We start from the raw sequence: 22,586 nt of genomic DNA, 5'->3' as shown, positions 1-22,586 counted from the left end.
ATGTTTCGCAAGATCGCGCTCGTCGCATCGAACGCGCCCGCGGCCATGGAGGCCGAAGCCGAACTGCGCCCGCTCTACGACTTTGTCGACATTGGCGAGGCCGATCTGCTGATCGCGCTCGGCGGCGACGGATTTCTGCTGCACATGCTCCACCAGCTGCTCGACCAGCGCCGCAGCCTGCCCGTGTTCGGGATGAACCGCGGCACGATCGGCTTTCTGATGAACGAATTTCGCGTCGAGGGTCTGCTCGACCGCATCGCCGCGGCGCGCCCCTATCTGATTCACCCGCTGGCGGGCGACATCACCACGGTCAGCGGCGAGCGCCATATCCTGCCCGCGATCAACGAGATTTCGCTGCTGCGCGAGACGCGTCAAGCCGCGAAGCTGGAGGTGATGATCAACGAGCGGACGATGCTGGAGGAACTGGCCTGCGACGGCGTGCTCGTATCGACGCCCGCCGGATCGACCGCGTACAACCTCAGCGCGAACGGCCCGATCCTGCCGCTCGATTCGGCGATGCTGGCGCTCACCCCGATCAGCCCGTTTCGCCCGCGGCGCTGGCGCGGCGCGCTCGTCCCCGAATCGACGAGCATCCGCTTCAACGTCCGCGAGGCGGCCAAACGCCCTGTCAGCGCGGTCGCGGACCAGCGCGAAATCCGCGACGTGAAGACTGTCCTAGTCACCACCGATCGCAGTCGGCCGCTGACCTTGCTGTTCGACCCCGACCAGGGGTTGGACGAACGCATCGCGATGGAACAATTTATCGTCTGAGTGACACGAAATACGGCAAAACCCCCTTGATAATTGTCCCGGTTGGCGGCAAAGGGGCCGCCTTGCCCGCATCGGCGGCGTGTTCCTCGGTAGCTCAGCGGTAGAGCAATCGACTGTTAATCGATCGGTCGTAGGTTCGAATCCTACCCGGGGAGCCACTTCTCACTTTTATGAATTTCGGGGCTTGCTGCCTGGCGGGTCGAGGCGGCGCGCCGTGAAATTCGTATCGGCATAATAGCGCAGTTTTCTCGCGGATCGGGTCGTCACCTCCGCGCCTGCAAGCGCGCTCGTGAAGTCGGCGAAATAGCTGGAGCCGATGCGAGCTTGGATTATATTCTGGATATATGGCGTGAGAAACGACGAGACCGGCGCCGATTGGCGATTGGCCGATGCCTATTCCGAGTTGCTGCTTTGCGATCAGGTTTTTCGCCTGCTTCGGACTTCGCCGTAAGGTTTAGATTGCATCCCATCGGTAACGTGTTACCTTATCGATTAGAGGAGATAAAGGGATATGCAGCAACTGCAAGATCGCATTCGCGAACAAGGGCTTGAGGAAAATGTCGCCGAGCTCGATCGCTGGGGTTACACGGTTTTCCATGATGAGCGGACCGACCGCATTGTCGACGAAGTTCGAGAAGCCATCATTCGTGTCGTGCCAGCAGGCGACGAAGAAAAAGCGCCAACGCGGTTCACCATATTGGGCGAAGATCCGATTTTCGCCGATGCGATATCAGCACCCAAGCTTTTGACGATGGTCGAATATCTTCTCGGGCGAGGCGCGCTCTTTTCGCAATTATCCGGCTCTCGGCGTCGGCAGGGGAAGGGTTCTCTCGGTCTGCATGCCGACAATAGCTGGTTTCCCGCTCCCTTCCCGGAATGGGAGATCATGTGCACGGCCTGTTTGGTCACGGACGAGTTTACCGAGGAAACCGGTGCGACCCTGGTCGTGCCCGGTTCGCACAAGCTGAAGCGCCATCCCTCGCCCGACGAGCGCGCGAAACCGGAAGGCGCGCGGCCGATAGTCGCGTCCAAGGGTGCGATATGCCTGTGGGACGGGTCGGTCTGGCACGGCAATTATCCCCGCCAGATCCCCGGAGAACGCGTCGTGCTTCACATGACCTACACGCGCATCGGCATGCAGCCGATCGAGAATTACGACCATTTGGGCGAGGCGTGGTTCGACGGCAAGGACCCCGAACTGCCCCGGCTATTGGGCCGCGAAGTCTTTCTGGGTCGCAGTCCGACGTTCAAACAGAATGACCGGGAGTTGCTCCGAAAAACCTATGACCAGGTTCACGGATCGGAATTCTGGCAAAAGCGCGGAATTACCTGACAGCGATTTCGCCACCTTCGAGATAGTCCTGGATAGCCTTGTCGTAATTCCGGGCGCTCCGGTGCAGCCGCTCCACCCACTGCGGCGCGGCCACGCCGGCGAGCGCGAGCGAGAATCCGAAGCAGATTTTCTGTCCGGCGAGCCAGATGTCGAAATCGCTCGATGCCCAGTTGCGCAGGTTCGCCGCGAACAGATCGGTGAGCGTCTCGGCGATGTTCATTATGTTGAGATCGTCGCGCAAGAAGCCCTCATCGATCGCCCGGCGGACCATGTTCGCGTAGACAAGCAGCATCTCGCGGGCGGGTTCGGTTTCATCCCCGCCCGAGAAGGCCTGCGTCGCCCGAAACAAAGCCCTGTAGAAGGGCTGCTCGCGCGCGTAAAAATCCATGCCGAGCAGCGTCCGGTCGAAAAACATCTCGAGCCGGTCGATCGAGCGATAATTTCTGACGATCTCCCGAAACTCATCCTGTTCCGAAACAAGCAACGCGCGGATGATCCCGTTCTTTGACCCGAACAGCTCATAGGGCGTGCGCAAACTGACCTGCGCCCGCGCCGCGAGCATCCGCATCGGAAGATCGAAATTGCCCGTCTCGCGAACAATTGCCTGCGCCGCCTGCAGCAAGGTCGCAGCCTTCCCGGACATATGGCCGCCCCGCCCCGTCGCGTCTTCGACATTCGTCATAGCAACGCCGCTATATCGCGTGTCTCACAGCCTGCAACCCACGACATTGACTAGCAGGTTCCGCAGTGGCATCTCATTGGTAACACATTACCAATGAGATTCGCGAGCGTCGCTATACGCCGTGAGAACGGAGAGAAGGATGAGGGAAGCAGTTCCGGGACATCCCCCGGCGGTCACCTATGCGCCTTCGCCCGTCCTCGAAGACGCCCTTGCCGAGACCAGGAGCAAGGCGCGTCTCTCGATCGGCACCAAATTGGGATATGGCCTCGGCGAAATGGCCGAGGGCGTAAAGACGGCGACGCTCGAGACCTTCCTCTTTTTCTATTATGTCCAGGTCATCGGGCTACAAGGCTCGCTCGTCGGCCTCGCGCTTCTGATCGCGTTGCTTTTCGACGGTATTTCCGACCCGCTGATCGGGCAGTTGTCCGACCGAACGAACACGCGGCTGGGTCGCAGGCATCCCTATCTCTATCTCGCTCCCATACCGCTCGCTTTCGCGCTCTACATGCTCTTCGATCCGCCTGCCGGCCTCGGGCAATGGGGGACGTTTTTCTGGTTGCTCGGTTTCACCGCCTTCTGCCGGCTGATGCAGTCCTTTTACTTCATCCCCCATATGGCCCTCGGCGCCGAGCTTTCGACGGACTTCAAAGAACGGATTTCGGTCTCGGGCTACAGAAATATCTTCGCCTTCGCGGGGCGGTTGCTCGTCCTCGGAATTGCTTTCAGCATATTTTTTCACGCGACCCCAGAATATCCGCAGGGACAGTTGAACGCCGCCGCCTATCCCCCGCTCGCGCTGACCTGCGGCGCGATTGCGCTGATTGCGATCCTGGCGTCCGCCGCTACGACGCAGAGCCGTGCGCTGCAATATTATTCCCGGATGCAGTCGCAAGGCCGGGGGCAGGTCCACGAACCCATGCTGAGCAACCTCGTCAACGCGTTCCGGCTCCGGACCTTCGCGATCTTTTTCGTCGCGATCCTGATTTCCTATGTTCTAGGGGGCGTCCAGGCAGCGCTCGCGGTGCACGTCAACACCTTCTACTGGAAGCTGCCCACATGGGGCATCCAATGGGTATTTCTGGGCGCGGCATTGGGTTTCATGCTGGGGTCGCTTTTCGCGCGCGCGCTTGCCGACCGGTTCGACAAACGCACGGCCTATGTCGCGTCGGTGGTGTTGTCCGTCGCGCTCAACGTGGCGCCGATAGGTCTGCGAGAAGCGGGCATACTCACGCCTCCCGATAGCGCAGAAGCCCTGACCGCCCTGCTGGCCGCGGCAGCTTTCTTCGCGTCGCTTGCCGGCGGCCCGGCAATGGTGATCGCCGGCGCCATGCTCGCGGATATCGCCGATGCCTATGAGCTGCGGTTCAAGAGCCGGAGCGAGGGCTTTCTGTTCGGCGTCAGCGCGTTCACGCGCAAGGCGTCGCTGGGAATTGGCGGCGCGCTGGCCGGGATAGCGCTCGACCTGATCCGCTTCCCGCAAGGTGTCGCGGTCGAAGCCGTTCCGCGCGAAGCCACCGTCCATCTGGCACTTCTATATGGCCCGATGATGCTCGTTTTCACCACAATCGCGATGTCGATCATGTGGTTCTACGACCTCGACCGCGACAAGCATGCCCGCATCCTGCACGAACTGGAATCGAAAGAATGACGATGATTTTTGCCAGCCCGCAGTGGATCGAACGTATCAAGGAACTGCTCGTGCAACTGGTGACCGAGAACGCCGATCGCCTGGCAGGTCATCATTTCTCGCTGTCGGAGACTTTCACGTCCGTTCCGCCCGATGGCGGAACCGGATTCTGGGCTGCTGAGATCGAAGGGGGAGACGTCCGGTTCGGCGATGCACCGAACCCCGACGCCGATTTTGCGCTGGTTGCCGAGCAAGCGGCGGCGCTGCCCGGGGCGATGCTGATCTATGACGGGGCGACGAAAGAGATGCTGGACGCCATCGATGATCACCGGCGCGCCATGATTGCCGAGGGCCGCATGACGATCCACGTCGGAAACCATAAGGCGTCGAAGCCGGTGATGGCGGTCTTGCGCCAGCTGCACGATCGTATCGCACACGAAACGGCGGCATAGATCATGCAGAAATTGTTGATCGCCAATCGCGGCGAGATCGCCATTCGCGTCGCTCGCGCCGCCGCCGTTCGCGAAATCCGGTCTGTCGGCATCTATTCCGCCGACGACGGCGACGCCTTGCACATTCGGAGGACCGACGAGGCGATCGCCCTGCCGGGCAGTGGCCCCGCCGCCTATCTCAATGTCGGGGCCATCGTCGGCGCAGCATGCGAGGCGGGCTGTGATGCCATCCATCCAGGGTACGGCTTTCTGAGCGAAACCGCCGAATTTGCCCGGCACTGCGAAGAGGCCGGTCTGGTTTTCGTCGGCCCTGCCGCAGCGACGCTGGCGGCGCTGGGCGACAAGGCCAGGGCACGCGCGATTGCGCTGGCGGCCAGTGTCCCCGTTCCGCCCGGAAGCGAAGGCCCGGTCAACGTCGAACAGGCCCTCGCTTTTTTCGATCGCCACGGCGCGATGATGATCAAGGCAGTGGCCGGCGGGGGCGGTCGCGGAATGCGGCCGGTCACCGATCGCGAGGCTGTTGCCGACGCGCATCAGCGCTGCAGTTCGGAAGCGCTCGCCGGATTTAAGTCGGACGCCGTCTATTGCGAAAAGCTCGTCGGCCGGGCGCGTCACGTCGAGGTTCAGATCATCGGCGACGGCACGGGCGAGATCGTCCATCTGTGGGACCGCGAATGCAGCTTGCAACGCCAGCGGCAGAAAATCGTCGAAATTGCTCCCGCACATGGTCTGGATACCGCGCTGCGGCACCGACTGTTCGATGCCGCTGTCGCGATCGGCAAGGCGGTGGATTATCGCGGCGTCGGGACGGTGGAGTTTCTCGTCGATCTCGATACCGGCAGCTTTTACTTCATCGAGGCGAATGCGCGGCTGCAGGTCGAGCATACGGTGACCGAAGCCGTGACGGGGCTCGACCTTGTCGACATCCAGTTGGCGCTGGCAAGCGGAGCATCGCTGAAAGATCTCGATCTTCGGCAGGATTGCATCCCTGCCCCGCGCGGCATCGCCATTCAGGCGCGCGTGAATGCAGAAACGATCGCTGCGGACGGAATGCCGCGGCCGTCCGGTGGTCGCATCCGCCGTTACGAAGTGCCGGCCGGCCCCGGGGTGCGCGTCGACGACTGCGCAAGCCAGGGATATCAGCCCAACCCCCGCTTCGACAGCCTGCTCGCCAAGGTCATCGCGACCGCGCCGACCGGCGGTTTCGCGAACGCGGCCCGTCTGGCCGATCGCGCGCTCGGTGAGTTTGCCATCGAAGGCATCGACACCAACCTCCCCTTTCTGCGTGCATTGCTGCAGCATCCCGAGATCGCGCGCGGCGCATTCGACACGCTTTTCATCGAGCGCAATCTCAGCGTCCTTCTCGAACGTGCTGCCCAGTTGAGGTCCGAGCCGTCGCCCAGCACCGCCGACGACGCGCAATCACCCGATCGCGCGATGGCGGCGCCGGCCGGAACGATTGCGATCGCGGCACCGATGACCGGCTCGCTGATCGCATTGTTGGCGGAGACGGATCAAGCGGTCGCAGCAGGACAGCCCGTCGCGATCATGGAAGCGATGAAGCTCGAACATGTCATCACCGCACCGACCGCAGGTTATGTCCGGCTGTCACCGAGCGATGTAGGCGCCGTGATCTCGGAGGGCGATCCGATCCTGTTCTTCGAGGAAGCCGATGTGGGCCTGTCGGCGATCGAGACCAGCGCCGACTTCGACCCCGACCATATTCGCGCCGATCTTGCCGAATTGCAGGCACGCCGCGCGTTGACGCTCGATGCCGCACGTCCGGATGCCGTCGCCAAGCGGCGTGCCCGCGGATATCGCACGGCCCGGGAAAATGTCGACGATATCGTCGACGACGGCAGCTTCATCGAATATGGCTCGCTGGTCATCGCGGGCCAGCGACTGCGCCATCCGGTCGATCATCTCATTCGCACGACGCCGGCCGATGGCATGGTCACCGGGATCGGGCGCGTGAACGGCGACATATTCGGCGCCGATGCGTCGCGCTGCGTCGTGATGTCCTATGACTATACCGTTCAGGCTGGAACGCAGGGCTTGAAAAATCACGAAAAAACGGACCGGATGCTGGAATTGGCCGAGCGCTGGCGCCTGCCCGTCATCCTGTTTGCCGAAAGCGGCGGGGGGCGTCCGGGCGACACCGACCGGCCTGCCGGCGGCGGCATATTCAATACGCGCGCCTTTGCTCTGCAAGGCCGTCTGAGTGCGCTCGTTCCCCAGATTGCGATTGCAAATGGTCGCTGTTTCGCCGGCGCCGCCGTGTTGCTGGGATGCTGCGACGTCGTGATCGCGACGAGAGACACGACGATGGGCGTCGGCGGCCCGGCGCTGATCGAAGGCGGCGGCCTCGGCGTCTACACGCCGGAGGAAGTCGGGCCCGCCGAGGTGCAGGCGGCGGGCGGGGTCATCGACATCCTGGCAGAGGATGAAGCCGACGCCGTGCGCATTGCGCAGAAATATCTTTCCTACTTTCAGGGGCGCCTGCCCGCATGGGATGTGGCCGACCAACGGCTTTTGCGCGGCATGGTCCCCGAAAACCGCCTGCGCGCCTACGATGTCCGCCGGATCATCGAGACATTGTGCGATACGGGATCGGTGCTGGAGCTTCGCGAAGCATTCGGCCGAGCCGCGATCACCGCGCTGGCCCGGATCGAGGGCCGCGCGGTCGGCGTCATCGCGAACAATTCGGCCTATCTGGGGGGAGCGGTCGATGCCGATGCCGCGGACAAATGTTCGCGCTTCATGCAGCTTTGCGACGCGTTCGACATCCCGATTGTCGTCCTTGCCGACACGCCGGGCAACATGGTGGGCCCGGAAGCCGAAAAGACGGGGCTGATCCGACATTGCTGCCGAATGTTCATCACCGGTCCGAACCTGACGGTGCCGCTCTTCTCGATTGTCCTGCGCAAAGGCTATGGCCTCGGTGTGATGGCGATGGTGGGCGGCCACAGCCAGGCCCCCTTCTTTACGCTCTCCTGGCCGACAGGCGAATTCGGCGGCATGGGGCTGGAGGGCGCCGTCAAGCTGGGTTACCGCAAAGAGATGGAAGCCATCGCCGATCTCGACGAGCGACAGCGCTGGTATGAACAGCGCGTCGCGGAATCCTATGAGAATGGCAAGGCTATCAACACTGCGATGGGATTCGACTTTGACGAAGTGATCGATCCCGCCGAAACGCGGGCGCACATCGTCGCAGGTCTTGAAAGCATTCCTGCCCCCATCCGGGCGGGCAAGAAGAAGCGCCCGTTCATCGATAGCTGGTGATGCCGGCTGGAGCGCCGTCGGGGCGCCCCATCACCTGCGCTACGATCAGGCGAGCCGGTCGAACGTGTCGGCCGTGATCCCCTCTGCGCGCAGAAGATGCTTCTGCACCTTCTGCGTTGGTGTCTTGGGCAGATTGTCCATCGTGCGAATATAACGCGGCAGCATGAAGCCGGCCATGCGCGGCTCCAGAAATTCGATGAGCTTTTTCGGATCGACCTTCTCACCCGGCGCGGGCGCAACGACGACCATCACCTCCTCCTCGCCGAAGGGGCTTGGCACGCCGATCGCCGCGGCCTCACGGATCGACACATGCGAGCAGACGTCACTCTCGACCTCGAAGGACGAGATATTTTCGCCGCGGCGACGGATCGCATCCTTGATCCGGTCGACGAAGAAATAATTCCCCGCCTCGTCCCGTCGGAACGCATCGCCGGTATGGAACCACCCGTTACGCCACGCGGCCGCGGTGGCTTCGGGATTGTTGAGATAGCCGGTCGTCATCGACCAGGGACGATCGCAACGCAAAATGAGCTCGCCGATCTCGCCGTCGGCGACGTCGACGTCATGGGCATCGACGAGCCGCGCTTCCACCCCGGCGCGGACCGTGCCGCAGCTCGATACCGGGAAATTGCCGCCGGGCTCGGCCACCAGCGGGGTCGATATCTCGGTCATGTTGAAGCAGGTTCGCACCTCGCAGCCGAACCGGCTTTCGAAAATGGCGGCATCCTCGGTGTAGGGAACCATCATGACGGATCGCAGCGGATGATCGCGATCGTCGTCCCGCGGCGGCTCCTTGGCGAGGAAGGCGGCCATCACCCCGAGAAGGACAAGGCAAGTGGTCCCCGTCTCGCGCACGACGCGCCAGAAATTGGAGGTCGAAAATTGCGAGATCAGCGCAAAGGATGCGCCGTTGTAGAGTGCGAGGAGCACGCCCCCGGTTCCCGAAATATGGAACAGCGGCAAGGCGACGAGATAGCGATCGTCGGGACCGACATATCCGAACGCGGCGCTGACCGACGTATAGCTGTGGCAATAGGTGACGAGGACGCCCTTCGACGGGCCGGTCGTCCCCGATGTGTAGATCACCATCTGCACGTCCCAGGGCATGACCCTGGCCGGCTCCGCGACTTGCGCCCCGTCGAGACTCTCCCACGTATGGAAGCGGATATTGCCCATCGCTTCGGGCGTATCGCCCAGCGTGACGATGTCGGTCAGACATGCGTGGTCGATCGTGCGCAGCCGTTCGGCAAGGTCCGACTGCGCGATCATCAGTCGCGCCCGTCCGTTCGCGACGACATGTTCGAGAATATTCCCGCGGTAGGCCAGATTGATCGGAACATAGATCGCGCCGAGCCAGTTGATCGCCAGCCAGACCGCGATCGTTTCCCGGCCATTCGGCAACCACACATTGACATAGTCGCCCTGAGCGACGCCGAGCGAACGGAGACCGCCGGCCATTTTCTGAACGATCGCGAGCGTTTCCGCGTAAGTCCAGTTGCTCCCATCCTCAAAGAGAGCGAAGACCTTGTCGGGGGTTTCGCGCGCATAGCGTTCGAGCAGCGGTCCCGTCACGCAAGCCTCCGCGACCGGAATAGCGCTGCCCGTCCAGATATCGCTCATGTCGTCTCCTGTGCGGCGTTGCCGGTCAATATCCCTGCGGACCGTGGACCATACGGTAGGTATGGCGCAATTTTTCCTGGTCCGTCTGCCCGCTGGTTTCGGTGGTCGAATGGAAGAAAAGGTCGCGGCCGAGAAGGCCGCGCAGTTCGGAGGAGTTCTGTTCCAACCATTCATCGCCGAAGTGGCTATAATCATCGATCGGTTGCATGCCGAGCCGCGTGTAGGTGGTATGAAGCACGACCCGCTCACCGGGCGTCTTGCGGGCGTAATTGCCGTGCCACACCGATCCGTCCCACAGGCAGATCGATCCCTTCGGTGCAACGATCGCCTGCGCACCCTCCAGCGACTTGCGGACGTCTTTCGGGGGGTGACGCTTTTGCTTGTGCGTCCCCGGTATGATCATCGTTGCGCCATGCTCTTCGGTAAACTCGTCGGTGACCCAGCAGGCGGTGCACATGATTTCCCATGCGGGAAACGGCTCGGGAAACCAGCTATTGTCGGCGTGCAGCCCAAGACTGCCTCCGCCCGGTCCCCGTATCGTTCCGAGGAGCTGGCTCAGCAGCATACCGCGGCCGAGCAGGAATTCCGCGAGCGCCAGCAGCCGCGGGACGGTGACCGCTTTTGCGAAGACCGGATCGCGGCCGAGCAACAAACCCGCGCGCCGCCCTCTGTTTTCCCCTTCCGATGTCTGCGAAAGCCGCAGGATCGCCTCGCGCAATTCGTCGGTGATTGCGTGCGCAGCGGGGTCCTGGATGATCGTATAGCCATCCTCGACCAGGTCGCGCACATTGTCCCACAATTTCAGTTCGTCGAGCCGCGCGCTCAATTCCGGCGAGATACCGTCCACTTCCTGGCGGATTGGTTGCGTTGCCATATTTGCGCCTCCCTGGCGTTTGCGTCCTAGAATTTCTTCCAGACCTGAAGCCCGAACATCCGCGGCGGCGCATAGTTTGCCGCCGCGAAACCGAGCGTATGAAGCTGCGCGACCTTGCCCGTCGCATAAAGCTTGTCGGTCAGGTTGTTCACGAAGACCGCGCCATTCCAGCCCGATCCCGCCACGTCGCGCAGTTCCGCCCGCAAATTGATGGTGCTGTAGGGAGCTTGCGAAATGGCATCGAGACCGCCCGGATAAAGCTGGAGATCGCGCGCTGCAGCCGCGACATAATAGACCCGGCTTTGCGTAAAGAACGATGCCGACAGCCCGAGTTCGCCGACGTCGTCACCGAGCGGCGCCGTGTACTGGAGCGTCACATTCCCCGAATGCTTCGGCATGTAAGGCAAAGGGTTATTGCTGAGATCGAGGAAGCAGACGCCCGCCGGGGATTCAGGTACGCAAATGGCATCGCCCGGACGCGCAATATTGTACGGATCAACGCCCGTCCATGTCTTGTACTTCGCATGATTGTAGGAATAGCCGAAGTTTACGCTGAAGCTCGGATTGAATACCACTGTACCCGCGGCTTCGACACCGCGCAGCTGGATTGCCGCGATATTGGCGAGGTAGCGATACGATACGCCATTGACGAGGCCGAGCAACGTCTGGGCGATATTCTTGTAGTCGGTGTTATAGGCTGCGGTGTTGAGCCGGACCGCCACGTCGCCCAGATAAAATTGGGTCTTGAGGCCGATTTCCTGGGTGTTCACTGTCGCGGCATCATAAACGGGCTTGTAACCCGGGAGATTGGCGCCGGGAGGCGGGCTGATCGCATTCACGCCGCCGGGTACATAGGCGCGCGTCGCCGAAGCATAGGCCATGATGTCGGGCGTGAACTGCTGCTGGATCGAAAGCGTGTAGTTATAGCCCTTGCTCTTCGTGGCCGAGTTCGTCTCGTTCGTCCCCGGTTCGAAGCGACCGGTAACCGGATTGCGGACCGGCGCGATCGTCGTCAGTTCGGAATCGGACCAGCTGTAGCGATAACCGCCGGTGATGCTGAGCCCCTCGATACCGGCATAGGAAAGATCGAGCGTGGCCTGGCCGAAAACCGCCTTTTCCTTTGCTACCGAACGCTTGATGAAGCCTACCGCGTTCAAATAGCCATTGGGATTGCTATACAGCTTGTAGACGTTGGTGGTGCCTTCCAGGTTCTGGGGCGCCCGCTGGTGCTGATAGAAGCCGCCTATATTGGCCTTGAGCAAGCCGTCCCACAGTTCAGCCTGTAGCTGAAGCTCGTTGGTATAGGTGTGGAGCGCGGGACCGAGCTTGGCGGTCAGCCTCGTCCCGACCTGGTTGTTCGAACCGAAATTGCTGTAGTTCGCCGAAGCGAATGCCCCTTCCTGCAAGATGCCGCCGACCCCGTCATAGGATCCGGCGCTGTTCGAGGTGAAGGAGTCGAACGAAAAGATGTTCTTGAGGCGAACGCGTGTCGCACCAGAATCGATCACCTCGATCTGCGTGTTGTTGACGACGCTGGCATGCTTCATCTGCGTCAACTGCGCCTGCCCGTCATAGGGCGGAGCCGTAATGCGCGCGGCCTTCTTTCCGCCCTGTTCCAGACGAGCCGTTTCGGCTTCGAGCACCGCAAGAAACGCGGGGCTCAGGTTGGGATGGGTCGGCTTGTAACCGGCAAGGACCGAACCCGTCGCAGACTGATCGATATTTTCATAGGACGCGAAAAGCGTGTTCTCGAGCCCCCCGGACTTGAACGCGATGCCGAGGCGATACTGCTGGTTGTTAACATCATCGACACGCTTGCTCGTGCCGAACTGCTTGGTGTAACCGCCGACGCGATTGGCGTTTACGGCAAGGCGGACGGCGAGACGATCGTCGACCACGGGAATGTTGACGACCCCGGTGAACTGAGCCCGACCATAAGTGCCGACCGTCATGTCGACCAGGCCGCCCCAGTCGTTGAATTCGGGCTTTTGCGGAGTGATCAGCACGGCGCCAGCCGCGCTCGACCGTCCGAACAATGTACCCTGCGGTCCATTCAGCACCTGGACCGATGCAATGTCCAGGAACGGCGCGCTTGCGATACCGCCGCAGCATGGAGCCTCGGCGAAATAGGTGGTGACGCCAGCGGACAGGCCGCGCACCGAGAAGCGGGCATTCATGTCGTTGAAATAGGACACGACGCTAAGCGATGGCGCGAGCTTCGGCAGATCCTTGACTGCGATCACGCTTTCCGTGCGCAGCATATCTCCGCTTACTGCGGTGACAGAGGTCGGCACGCGTTGCAGATTCTCCTCCACTCGCCGCGCGGTAACGATGATGTCGGTGAAGCCTTGACGGCTTGCCTCCTCATCGGCGCTTTCAGGCGGGGCGGTTTCCTGAGCCGCTGCATGGGCGACGTGAAACAGTGTCAGCGGCAACACCGCGGACGACAACAGGAGCCTCTTGAACATGCCCTCTCCTCTTTATGTCACAGCGCCTCCCTATGGCTGGTCGCTGCTGATTATCTTTTTACGCGTCCAAGAAACCTGTCGGCTTGGCATGTCCGTCAAATCGCCTTGGTAACGCGATACCACTGGTTATCGTTGATCCGGACCGAGTGTCAACAGGCTTTCCGACGGACAGGCTTCCAGTCAAAGAACCCCGAATTAAACTATTGTTTTTAAGCTATATTATTATCGACAATCGTGATCTCCGCGGGATTTTCCAGTCGAAATCCGGTCCGTCACCCCTGCGAATCCATGGCGATCTTGCCTCCATCTGGTAACACGTTATCATAAAGCAAAACGAATGCACTCTTGTCTCGGGCACGAACGGGACATGATCGATGGAGAGGCAAGTCGATGAAATTGCACATCAGCGCCGAAGGCGGACCTCTTGCCGGGATTGCGGTGCTCGAAAAGTCGGATGACGCCGCGGCGCGTTACTGCGGCCGGATTTTGTCCGTCCTCGGCGCACAGATATTGCGGGTGCGCAGTGCAGTACCGCTCCAGGCCGACGCCGTGGATCTCTGGCTCGACGAAGGCAAATCGTTCATCGGGACGTTCGACGAAGGGCTGACCCGTCTGGCGGACTATCCCCCCTCGCATCGTGCGGTTCTCGTCGGACAGTCGCCAGAAACAGTCGGATCGGTAGACAGGTCCTTGGCGGAGCGGGGCGTTGACGCGCTTCGCCTCGGCATCACATGGTTCGGTCATGAAGGACCCTATCGGGACTGGCAGGGCGACGATGCCCTGATCCAGGGTTTGATCGGCATCGCGGCGTCCTTCGGGGCGTCCGACGGCCCGCCGATGCTGCCCCAGGGCTTCGGACCGCAGATCACTGCGGGCGCCACCCTCGTCGTGGGAGCGCTCGCCGCGCTTTGGGGGCGCAAGCGAGGCGGCCAAACCAGACGCGTCGACGTCAATATTTTCGAAGCTGCCATGTGCTTCACCGAACCCTCGCCGCCCCTCGCGGAAGCGGGTGCGGCTGCGCCCGGCCGAACCGGGATAAACCGCTTCGCGACCAACCACCCGACCACCGTCTATCCAACGAGCGACGGATGGATCGGCGTAACCGCGCTCACGCCCGCCCAATGGTCCGCGCTTGCCGAGATGGTTGGACACCCGGAATGGGCGGAGGATCCCCGCTTCGCGACATCGCTCGCGCGCGTCGCAAACGCCGAAGCCCTCGACACCGCGCTCGCCGCAATCCTGATCCGCGAAACTTCCGAATATTGGTTGATCGAGGGCCAGCGCCGCCGGGTTCCGCTGGCGCCCGTCCCCGATCATCGTGAACTTCTGGAGACGCCACACTGGCGCGAGCGGGAAAGTTTCATTCCCCTGCCGGGCGCCCCGGGCATAGTTGCCCCCCGATTACCATTCCGCATTTTCGTGGACGGGAAGCCCCGCGACGAGCAGCCGCCCGAAAGCCCGCCAGCCAGCCCGCTCGAAGGCGTGCGCGTTGCCGACTTCTCGATGGGATGGGCGGGACCGATGTGCACCCGGCTGCTCGCAGATCTCGGAGCCGACGTCATCAAGGTGGAGTCGGACACCCATTACGACTGGTGGCGCGGCTGGGAACCGCCGGGCGAATCCGATCCACCCAAATATGAGCTCATGCCGGCATTTCTGATCATGAACCGGAACAAGAAGGATATTTGCCTCGACCTGACCGACCGACGCGGACGTGAGGTTGCCGAAACCCTTGTCAGCCGGTCGGACATCGTGATCGAAAATTACGCACCCGGAGTGATGAACAAGCTCGGCCTCGACCCCGATCGTCTGCTCGGCCTCCGTTCCGGTCTTGTCATGGTGTCGATGGGTGCGTTCGGTGCGTCCGGACCATGGAGCTTCTTCCGCGCTTACGGCTCCACGGTGGAGCACGCCTCCGGCATGCCCCACGTCAACGGCCAGGCCGACTGGCCACCGGTCCTGCAACACACCGCACTGGGAGACCCGGTCGCGGGCATTTACGGCGCGATCGCCGCGCTTGCCGGCCTCCATGGCAGGAGCAGGCTTGGCGGCGCCTGGTTCGACCTTGGACAGGTTGAGTGTCTGTTTCAGCTCGGCGCTGACGCCATCGTTCGCGCCCAGACGGAAGGCCCCCCGCAGCGCCTCGGCAGCCGTTCGATACACCATGCGCCGCGCTGCGTGGTCGCAGCGAGTGATGGTCATGTGGCAATCGTCGCCCGGGATAGCGTTCAATGGGCCGCGCTCGCCCGGTGGCTGCGCAAACCGCAGTGGATCGCCGAGTGGTCCAGCATTGCGGACCGGAACGTGCACGGCGATGAGATCGAGTCCGCCCTCTGCGTGGCCATCGCATCGATGACGGCTGCGGAGGCGGCCGATGCCCTCCAGGCTTCGGGAATTCCGGCCGCCCCGATCAACCGGGCCGAAAATCTGCCGGTCGAGCGTCATCTGGAGCAAACCGGAGCCTGGACGCGGATCGAACGCCGCTATGTCGGAAGCCACTGCACCCCCGCGCCCGTCTTCCGGATCGATGGCCCACGCCTGCCCATATCGCGCCCGGCCCCCACCTTGGGAGAGCACAGCGACGAACTCATGAAAATGCTCGGTTCGCCGTTGTAATCACGAGCTTTCCCGGAGTTTCGAAGAAGCTGATTGGAAAGGTAAAAGGATTCGGGGTTTATCTTCCTCCTTCTGTATCCCGATCTTCGAACCTGGCGATGGCCCCGACGTGTTTCATCACGGCTTTTCGTTCGGAAACAGCAGCAGCCAGTCGGCTTCGGCCTGGATCCGGGCAAAGAAGCTCCAGCTGTCGACGTTGATCGAGCGTTGGAGCCAGGGTTTCGCCTTCTCGGGCTCGCCGCGCAGGATATAATAGTTTGCGAGGCTGTATGCCGTCGACGCCGCTACCCCGTCGGCCGTGGCAAAGGCGCGACCCGAGTCCTTGTCGCTGAAGAAGCTGTCGGCCGCGCGGTTGCCCTTGAACAGCTGGATGCCGTCGAAATAAGTGTCCGATCCGCCTTTCGGATGCACTTCGAACAGCGACAGGTCATAATCGTTGAGCAACGCCTGCGCCTCGCGAAGATTGCCGGCGCGCGCGAGCGAAAGATATTCCCAATAGGTGTTCGCCGTCCGCGCCTCGACGTCGTGGGTGAAGGCAGCGGCTTCGGCCGACTTGCCGAACCATTTGGCGGCATTGTCGAAATCATGCTTGGCGAAATAGGCCTGGCCGAGATGGTAATAGAGATAATATTGCACGACATCGGGATCGCCCGGGAAATAGTCCGGGCCCGGCTTTTCGCGCTCGAGCGGCTGGTTTTCGTATAGCTTCGCGGCCTTCAGTCCCAGCTCGATCGACTTGTCGAACTCGCGCAGCGAGAAATGGCGGTGCGCGCGGTGGCGGAGCAGCTTGCCTGAATTGGGAAATCGTTTGAGCGCCTGATCGTAAACCGCCGCCGATTCCTTCGTATAACCCTGATAGAAAAGGATGCGGCCGTACCAGGTCGCGCTGTCGACGGTCATATTCGCCTCGAACGCCGCCTTGGCATCGCGCGCCGCACGCTCGAGCGTTTCGGTCGCCGCGACATTCGCGGTGCGCGAGGGCGCCGTATACATCGGCTGGCCGAGCAGCGAGGTGCCCTGGAAGCTGCCTTCCTGTGCGAGCGCCGCCGGCATCGGCGTCGCGACCGCGAGCAAGGCGGCCGAGGCGATATATTTCAGATATTTGGCGTTCATTTCATCTCTCCGAACAAATCTGTTGTCTCAATCCACGTCGATGTCGAACTTCACGCCCTGCGCGAGCGGAAGCGATGTCGAATAATTCACCGTCGCGGTAACGCGGCGCATGTAATTCTTCCAGCTGTCGGACCCCGACACCCGCCCGCCGCCGGTGACCTTTTCACCGCCGAACGCGCCGCCGATTTCAGCGCCGCTGGTGCCGATATTGACGTTGACGATCCCGCAGTCGCTGCCCTGCGCCGACTGGAATTTCTCCGCCTCGCGCACGTCGCTCGTAAAGACGCACGACGACAGCCCTTGCGGCACGCCGTTCTGCAGCGCGATCGCCTCGTCGAAGTCGCTGTACGGCAGGACATAAAGAATCGGGGCAAAGGTTTCCTCGCGGACGATGGCGGTCTGTGCCGGCATTTCGACGATCGCGGGGCGGACATAATAGGCGTCGGGCGCGCCCGGCATCTCGATCCGTTCGCCGCCATGGACGGTGCCGCCGTCGCGTCGCGCCTGTTCCAGCGCGCGCTGCATCGCGTCGAACGCGGCCTTGTCGATCAGCGGGCCGACATGCGTCGCCTCGTCGAGCGGGCTGCCGATGCGAAGGCCGCCGACCACCGCGACCAGCCGCTTGACGAAATCGCCGCGAATATCGTCATGCGCGATCAGACGGCGCAGCGTCGTGCAACGCTGGCCGCAGGTGCCGGTCGCGGCAAAGACGGTGCCGCGCAACGCGAGCCCGATGTCGGCGCTGGGCGTAACGATCGCGGCGTTATTGCCGCCCAGCTCCAGCACCGCGCGGCCGAAGCGGCGCTGCACGCGCACGCCGACGTCCTGCCCCATGCGGACGCTGCCAGTTGCGCTGAGGATCGCGACGTCGGGATGATCGGCCAGCATACCGCCGCAAGCCGCGTCGCCGACCGCGACCTGGACGAGGTGGCCCGGCGCCAGCTCATAGTCGGCGGCGACCTGCTGCAGCAGCCCGGCAAAGGCGAGCGCGGTCAGCGGCGTCTTTTCCGACGGCTTCCAGATCGCGCTGTCGCCGCAGACAAGCGCGACGGTCGTGCCCCAGGCCCAGACCGCGGCCGGGAAATTGAACGCCGAAATCAGCCCCAGCACGCCCAGCGGGTGCCAATATTCGGTCAGCCGGTGTTCGGCGCGTTCCGACGCGATGGTCAGGCCGAAAAGCTGGCGCGAAAGGCCGACCGCATATTCGCAGATGTCGATGACCTCCTGCACCTCGCCGCGCGCTTCGGTCAGGATCTTGCCATTCTCGATCGACAGCAGCTGCGACAGCGACTCCTTATGGTCGCGCACGAGCTGGCCAAAGCGCCGGACGAGTTCGCCGCGATGCGGCGCCGGTACGGCCTTCCACGCGGCAAAGGCGGTGCGGGCGTTCGCCACCATCGCATCCATGTCCGCCGCCTTGTCGGTGCGCAGCGTCGCCAGCTGCGACCCGTCGATCGGCGAGAATATGGCGAGGTCCGATCCCCGGCGCCCGTCGAGCGACAGGCCGAGCCCGGCGAAAATATCGGCCACGGTGCTGGCCAGACCCGCCGATGCGGAATCACGTGGCTGCACGGATGTCATTTTTTCGAGAGCGTTCATTTCATTGTCCGTTGAAAGGGAGAGAATCGAATGGCGATGGATAGTCACGGGCGCCGGCTGTCGTCATGGACGATGACCCGCCCGTCTTTGATGACGGTGGCGACGCGCTCCAATAGCGTCACGTCGCGATAGGGGTCGCCGTCGACCGCGATCAGGTCGGCGCGTTTCCCGGCCGCAATCGTGCCGATGCGGTCGGACTGGCCCAGCAGCGCGGCGGCATCGACCGTCGCCGAACGGAGCGCCGCCGCGGGCGTCATCGGCCCCTGCTCGACCATCAGGCGAAATTGCCGGGCGTTCTGGCCGTGGGGCGAAACCCCCGCGTCGGTGCCGAAAGCGATCCTGACCTTGTGCCGCACCGCAAGCCGGATGTTCCGGCCCGCGACGGCCCGCGCCTCCGCCATCTTGGCCCGTACTTCGGGGCTGGCGTCGGCCTCCTTCCGGCCATCGAGCAGGCCGAGCGTCGGCACCAGCCAGGTGCCCCGCTCCGCCATCTGCCGCGCCGTCGCTTCGTCGAGCCAGGTGCCATGCTCGATCGAATCGACGCCCGCGCGCACCGACGCGGTCACGCCCGCTCCGCCATGCGCATGCGCCGCAACCTTCAGCCCCAGGCTGTGCGCCGTGGTGACGATCGCGGTCAGCTCCTCGTCGGTCAGGTGCTGGCCAAGGCCCCTCGCCTGCTGCGACATGATGCCGCCGGTCGAGGTAATCTTGATCAGGTCGGCGCCATATTTCGCCGCCTCGCGGACGCGCAGCGCGCACTCGGCGCCGCCCGTGCAGGCGCCCGTATAGTCATAAGGATAAAGCGCCTCGGTCGCCTTGCGGTTGAGGCCCGACATGTCGCCATGGCCACCGACGATCGACAGCGACGTCCCCGACAAAAAGATGCGCGGGCCGACGACAACGCCTTCATTGACCGCATCGCGCAGCGCGTGGATCGAATAACCGTCCGACCCGACGTCGCGCACCGTCGTGAAGCCGGCCTCCAGCGTCTTTTTCGCATTGGAAAAGGCGAGGAGCGCCACATCTTCCGGCGTGTCGATCGCCGCCGACCACAGCTTTGTGTCGGGCGTGAAGCTGAAATGGACATGCGTGTCGATCAGGCCGGGCAGCAGCGTACGATGCTTCAGATCGACGGCGCGCATTCCGGCGCGATCGACATATCCCGCCGCGATTTCGGCGATCTGCCCGTCCCTGACGACGATCGTGCTTGGACCCAGCGGTGCCTCGCCGGGCACGGCGATCACCGAACCGGCATAGATCAGCAGGCCCTCTTCGCCTTGAGCTCCGGCAGGAAGCGCGGCAGCCGCACCCGATAGCGATGCTGCAACCGCCAGCCCTGTCCATGTCGCGATGCCGCCCAAGCAAATTCTCCCCGTCGGCGCGTAGCCCAAGGCCGCCGGTGCGGGGCCTTCCCTTCGCATAGGAAGTTTTTGCTAGAAGAGCAATAATTTTTATGATAGGAAAATTTTTAGAAATGCAGGCATGGATCGGAAATCAACGAATTTCCGGTGGGGAAACGGGTCCAAAAGGAGGGAATAATGTCGAAGTTCGTATCACATCTCTTGTTGTCGTCGGCGCTTGCGCTGACGATCACGCCGATGGCGCACGCCCAGTCGGCACCGCCGGAAGCGGACGGTGCGGAATCGGACGCGGGCGGCAACGACATCGTCGTCATCGGCTCGCGGCGCAAGGACCGCTCGATCACCGACAGCTCGGTCGCGATCGACGTGATCTCGCCCGAACAGATCAGCACCACCGGCTATGCCGACGTCAACGACGCGCTGCGCACGCTGGTCCCCGCTTTCAATGCCCAGCGCCTTCAGGGCAACGACGGTTCGTCGTTCGTGCGCCCGGTGACGCTGCGCGGCTCGCCCGCCGACCACGTCCTGCTGCTGATGAACGGCAAGCGCCGCCACCGCGCCGCGATCGTGCAGATCGGCACCGGCCATGCGACAACATCGGGTTCGCAGGGCCAGGATTTCAACGTGATCCCGCCGATCGCGCTGTCGAGCGTCGAAGTGCTGCGCGACGGCGCGTCGGCGCAATATGGTTCGGACGCGATCGCCGGCGTGATCAACATGGAACTGAAAAAGGCGCGCAGCGGCGGCTCGATCACCGGCCAGGTCGGCGAATATTACAGCACCGGCGGCCGCACCTATGACATTCAGGGGCACATCGCGGTTCCGGTCGGCGACAACGCCTATTTTAACCTCGCCGCGCAATATACCGATCAGGCGAAGGCGTACGCGAAAAAGGCCTCGCACGCCGGCGCCGCCGCGCTACGCGAAATGGGGGTTCAGGGGGTTCCCGAACATCCCGAGGGCAATCTCGACCCGCGCTATATGGCGTTCAAATCGGTGTGGAACGCCGGCATCGAAATCGGCGAAGAGCTCGAACTCTACAGCTTCGGCAATTATATGACGGGCAAGAGCGCGGTCACCTTCGGTCTGCGCCAGCCCTTTGCCGCGGGCGGACTCAACGGCCACAGCACCTATGCCAATTCGGCGTTCGACCTGTCCCCGGCCCATCCCGAGGAGTTCGACCTGACCGAGATCTATCCCGGCGGTTTCACCCCCGAGTTCCGCGGTCATCTGGAAGATTTCAGTGCCCTCGTCGGCCTGCGCGACCAGGCGGGGCCGCTGACTTGGGACCTGTCGGCGCGCTACGGCACCAACACCGTCGACTATACGATCACCGGCACGATCAACGCCTCGATGGGCGTCGATTCGCCGACTTCGTTCAAGCCTGGATCGCTGACCCAGCGCGAGATCCAGTTCGACGCCGAAGTCGCTTATGAACTGAACGACGACATTCTCGTCTTTGCTGGCGCCAGCCATCGCAAGGAAACCTATGTCATCGGCGAAGGCGATGTCGCTAGCTACCTCACCGGGCCGCTTCAGGATCTGCCCGCCGGGTCGAACGGCTTTCAGGGCTTTTCGCCCGAATTTGCCGGCGCCTTCGATTCGAACAGCTATGCAGTCTTCGCCGAAGTCGATGCCGACATCACGCCGTGGTGGAACCTGTCGGCCGCCGCGCGTTACGAAGACTATGACCAGTTCGGCAACAATTTCAGCTACAAGGCGGCAACGCGCTTCGAGCTGAGCGACGCCTTCGCGCTGCGCGGTTCGGTCAGCACGGGCTTCCGCGCACCCGCTGCCGGCCAGGTTTTCGGAACCAGCCTCACGTCGCAGCTCGACGGCATGGGCGGCTTCATTCTCGATGCCGTGCTCGTCCCGGGCTCGCCCGCGGCGCAGGTGTTCGGATCGCAGTCGCTGAAACCCGAAACCTCGTTCAACATGTCGGCGGGCGTCGTCTTCACCGGCCTCGACGGCTTCCTCGCGACGCTTGATTTTTACCAGATCGACGTCGACGACCGCTTGTTGCTCACGCCGTCGCGCAACACCACCGCGGCCGAGCGGGCCGCGCTGGCAGCGATCGGCTTCCCCAACGGCGCCGACATCGAACAGGTGCGCTATTTCCAGAATGAAATGGACACGCGCGTTCGCGGTTTCGATCTCGTCAGCACCTATCGCCACAGCTGGTCGGACAATGCCTCGACCGATTTCAGCCTCGCGGTGAACTATAATGAACAGCATCTGCGCGGCGCCCCGCCGCCGGGATTTGGTCCGTCGATCGTCGTCGAATTCGAACGCGGCACGCCGCGCTGGCGCGGAAATTTCTCGGCCACGACCAAGGTCGGCGACTTCGGCTTCATGGCCCGCGCCGTTCATTATGGCGCATGGCGCCGCCGCGACGGCGCGTCCTTCCTGCCGCGCAAGGCGGTGACCTTGTTCGACGCCGAGGTGACCTATTCGGGCATTCAGGACGTCGATCTCAGCATCGGCGCGCGCAACCTGTTCAACATCTTCCCCCCGGGCCGCGGCCCCGGGCTGGCGCGCAGCGGCCTCATCTACGACAATCACAGCGTATTCGGGGTCGCCGGCGGCTTCTATTATTTGAATGCTAAGTATAAGTTCTGATCAATACCAATCAGGACGGCATTACAATTTCCGGTGGGCATGTACGGAATTGGCATAGCTTATATGCCAATTCCGTAGCCTATCGGAAATTTCTGTTTTATGGTGGCGGCATCCGATCGGCCGCGACGGCTAGTCTTTCACGGTTCCTGATCGACAGTGACTGAAACGC

Annotated in this window: 14 protein-coding genes and 1 tRNA gene; 8 read left to right on the top strand and 7 right to left on the bottom strand. The window is 62.7% G+C overall.

Annotated features, from left to right (window positions below):
* The 3 genes from VSX77_RS10920 to VSX77_RS10910 all read left to right on the top strand — a co-directional run bounded on the left by VSX77_RS10920 (position 1) and on the right by VSX77_RS10910 (position 2,104).
* Positions 1-771 (top strand): NAD kinase, encoded by a 771-nt coding sequence (locus VSX77_RS10920; RefSeq protein ID WP_338424634.1) that lies wholly within the window; start codon positions 1-3, stop codon positions 769-771.
* Positions 772-854: 83 nt separating this feature from the next.
* A tRNA-Asn gene (locus VSX77_RS10915) sits at positions 855-929 on the top strand.
* 353 nt (positions 930-1,282) lie between these two features.
* Complete coding sequence (locus tag VSX77_RS10910) at positions 1,283-2,104, top strand: phytanoyl-CoA dioxygenase family protein (protein WP_338424633.1); 822 nt, start codon at positions 1,283-1,285, stop codon at positions 2,102-2,104.
* Here VSX77_RS10910 and VSX77_RS10905 read toward each other — a convergent pair.
* The gene (locus VSX77_RS10905; RefSeq protein ID WP_338424632.1) at positions 2,097-2,786 is read right to left on the bottom strand and encodes a TetR/AcrR family transcriptional regulator; all 690 of its coding nucleotides are present in this window, start codon (positions 2,784-2,786) and stop codon (positions 2,097-2,099) included. The two genes, VSX77_RS10910 and VSX77_RS10905, sit on opposite strands and share 8 nt — an antisense overlap.
* Positions 2,787-2,925: 139 nt before the next feature.
* Here VSX77_RS10905 and VSX77_RS10900 point away from each other — a divergent pair, with 139 nt between their 5' ends.
* Genes VSX77_RS10900 through VSX77_RS10890 form a run of 3 tightly spaced genes read left to right on the top strand, consistent with a single transcriptional unit; the run spans position 2,926 to position 8,147 of the window.
* A complete protein-coding gene (locus VSX77_RS10900; RefSeq protein WP_338424631.1) occupies positions 2,926-4,434 on the top strand; it encodes an MFS transporter in 1,509 nt (502 codons plus the stop codon).
* Positions 4,431-4,865, top strand: coding sequence for a hypothetical protein (locus VSX77_RS10895; protein ID WP_338424630.1), 435 nt, complete (start codon positions 4,431-4,433; stop codon positions 4,863-4,865). The genes VSX77_RS10900 and VSX77_RS10895 overlap by 4 nt, the downstream gene beginning before the upstream one ends.
* A 3-nt stretch (positions 4,866-4,868) precedes the next feature.
* Complete coding sequence (locus VSX77_RS10890; protein ID WP_338424629.1) at positions 4,869-8,147, top strand: carboxyl transferase domain-containing protein; 3,279 nt, start codon at positions 4,869-4,871, stop codon at positions 8,145-8,147.
* Positions 8,148-8,192: 45 nt separating this feature from the next.
* Here VSX77_RS10890 and VSX77_RS10885 read toward each other — a convergent pair whose 3' ends face one another.
* The 3 genes from VSX77_RS10885 to VSX77_RS10875 are packed head-to-tail and all read right to left on the bottom strand — an operon-like array spanning position 8,193 to position 13,109.
* A complete protein-coding gene (locus VSX77_RS10885) occupies positions 8,193-9,767 on the bottom strand; it encodes an AMP-binding protein (RefSeq protein WP_338424628.1) in 1,575 nt (524 codons plus the stop codon).
* A 25-nt stretch (positions 9,768-9,792) separates the two neighbouring features.
* Complete coding sequence (locus VSX77_RS10880; protein WP_338424627.1) at positions 9,793-10,641, bottom strand: phytanoyl-CoA dioxygenase family protein; 849 nt, start codon at positions 10,639-10,641, stop codon at positions 9,793-9,795.
* A gap of 26 nt (positions 10,642-10,667) precedes the next feature.
* Complete coding sequence (locus VSX77_RS10875; RefSeq protein ID WP_338424626.1) at positions 10,668-13,109, bottom strand: TonB-dependent receptor; 2,442 nt, start codon at positions 13,107-13,109, stop codon at positions 10,668-10,670.
* Between the two features lie 390 nt (positions 13,110-13,499).
* Between VSX77_RS10875 and VSX77_RS10870 the strand changes: the two genes are divergently transcribed.
* Positions 13,500-15,725, top strand: a complete 2,226-nt coding sequence (locus VSX77_RS10870) for a CaiB/BaiF CoA-transferase family protein (protein ID WP_338424625.1) — start codon at positions 13,500-13,502, stop codon at positions 15,723-15,725.
* A 117-nt stretch (positions 15,726-15,842) separates the two neighbouring features.
* On the opposite strand, the gene VSX77_RS10865 is transcribed toward VSX77_RS10870, so the two are convergent.
* The 3 genes from VSX77_RS10865 to VSX77_RS10855 form a co-directional block, all read right to left on the bottom strand.
* Positions 15,843-16,838, bottom strand: a complete 996-nt coding sequence (locus VSX77_RS10865; RefSeq protein ID WP_338424624.1) for a tetratricopeptide repeat protein — start codon at positions 16,836-16,838, stop codon at positions 15,843-15,845.
* A 27-nt stretch (positions 16,839-16,865) separates the two neighbouring features.
* Positions 16,866-18,368 carry an aldehyde dehydrogenase family protein gene (locus VSX77_RS10860; protein ID WP_338424623.1) on the bottom strand — a complete coding sequence of 501 codons (1,503 nt, stop codon included), beginning with the start codon at positions 18,366-18,368 and terminating at the stop codon, positions 16,866-16,868.
* A gap of 113 nt (positions 18,369-18,481) precedes the next feature.
* The gene (locus VSX77_RS10855) at positions 18,482-19,798 is read right to left on the bottom strand and encodes a metal-dependent hydrolase family protein (RefSeq protein ID WP_338424622.1); all 1,317 of its coding nucleotides are present in this window, start codon (positions 19,796-19,798) and stop codon (positions 18,482-18,484) included.
* 177 nt (positions 19,799-19,975) lie between these two features.
* Here VSX77_RS10855 and VSX77_RS10850 point away from each other — a divergent pair, with 177 nt between their 5' ends.
* Positions 19,976-22,417 carry a TonB-dependent receptor plug domain-containing protein gene (locus tag VSX77_RS10850; RefSeq protein ID WP_338424621.1) on the top strand — a complete coding sequence of 814 codons (2,442 nt, stop codon included), beginning with the start codon at positions 19,976-19,978 and terminating at the stop codon, positions 22,415-22,417.
* The last annotated feature ends 169 nt before the right edge of the window (positions 22,418-22,586 follow it).

Origin of the sequence: Sphingopyxis sp. TUF1, assembly GCF_036687315.1 — a bacterium.
GTDB classification, from domain to species: domain Bacteria; phylum Pseudomonadota; class Alphaproteobacteria; order Sphingomonadales; family Sphingomonadaceae; genus Sphingopyxis; species Sphingopyxis kveilinensis.
This window is presented reverse-complemented; position numbering and strand designations above follow the sequence as displayed.